Source organism: Streptomyces monashensis (assembly GCF_001866665.1).
Lineage (GTDB): Bacteria > Actinomycetota > Actinomycetes > Streptomycetales > Streptomycetaceae > Streptomyces > Streptomyces monashensis.
The window spans coordinates 1-594 of sequence record NZ_MLYO01000188.1; the positions used below are offsets into that span (position 1 = coordinate 1).

Annotated in this window: 1 protein-coding gene; it reads left to right on the plus strand. The window is 69.2% G+C overall.

Annotation, left to right across the window (positions count from 1 at the left end):
• Positions 1-594, plus strand: a 594-nt coding sequence (locus BIV23_RS45210; RefSeq protein WP_177240273.1) for a methionine adenosyltransferase domain-containing protein, incomplete at both ends; no start/stop codon positions are given.

Here is a 594-nt window from a genome sequence, read left to right on the forward strand (position 1 = left end):
CGACATCGACCTGGAGTCGCTGCTGGCGCCCGACATCCGTGAGTTCGTCGTGGAGCCGGAGCTGAAGGCGCTGCTGGAGGACGGCATCAAGCTCGACACGGAGAACTACCGCCTGCTGGTGAACCCGACCGGCCGTTTCGAGATCGGCGGTCCGATGGGTGACGCCGGCCTGACCGGCCGCAAGATCATCATCGACACGTACGGCGGCATGGCCCGGCACGGCGGCGGCGCCTTCTCGGGCAAGGACCCGTCCAAGGTGGACCGCTCGGCGGCGTACGCGATGCGCTGGGTCGCCAAGAACGTGGTGGCGGCGGGTCTGGCCTCCCGTTGCGAGGTCCAGGTCGCCTACGCGATCGGCAAGGCCGAGCCGGTCGGTCTGTTCGTCGAGACCTTCGGCACCCACAAGGTCGAGACCGAGAAGATCGAGAAGGCCATCGACGCCGTCTTCGACCTGCGTCCGGCCGCGATCATCCGCGACCTCGACCTGCTCCGCCCGATCTACTCCCAGACGGCGGCCTACGGCCACTTCGGCCGCGAGCTGCCCGACTTCACCTGGGAGCGCACCGACCGCGTCGACGCCCTGCGCAAGGCCGC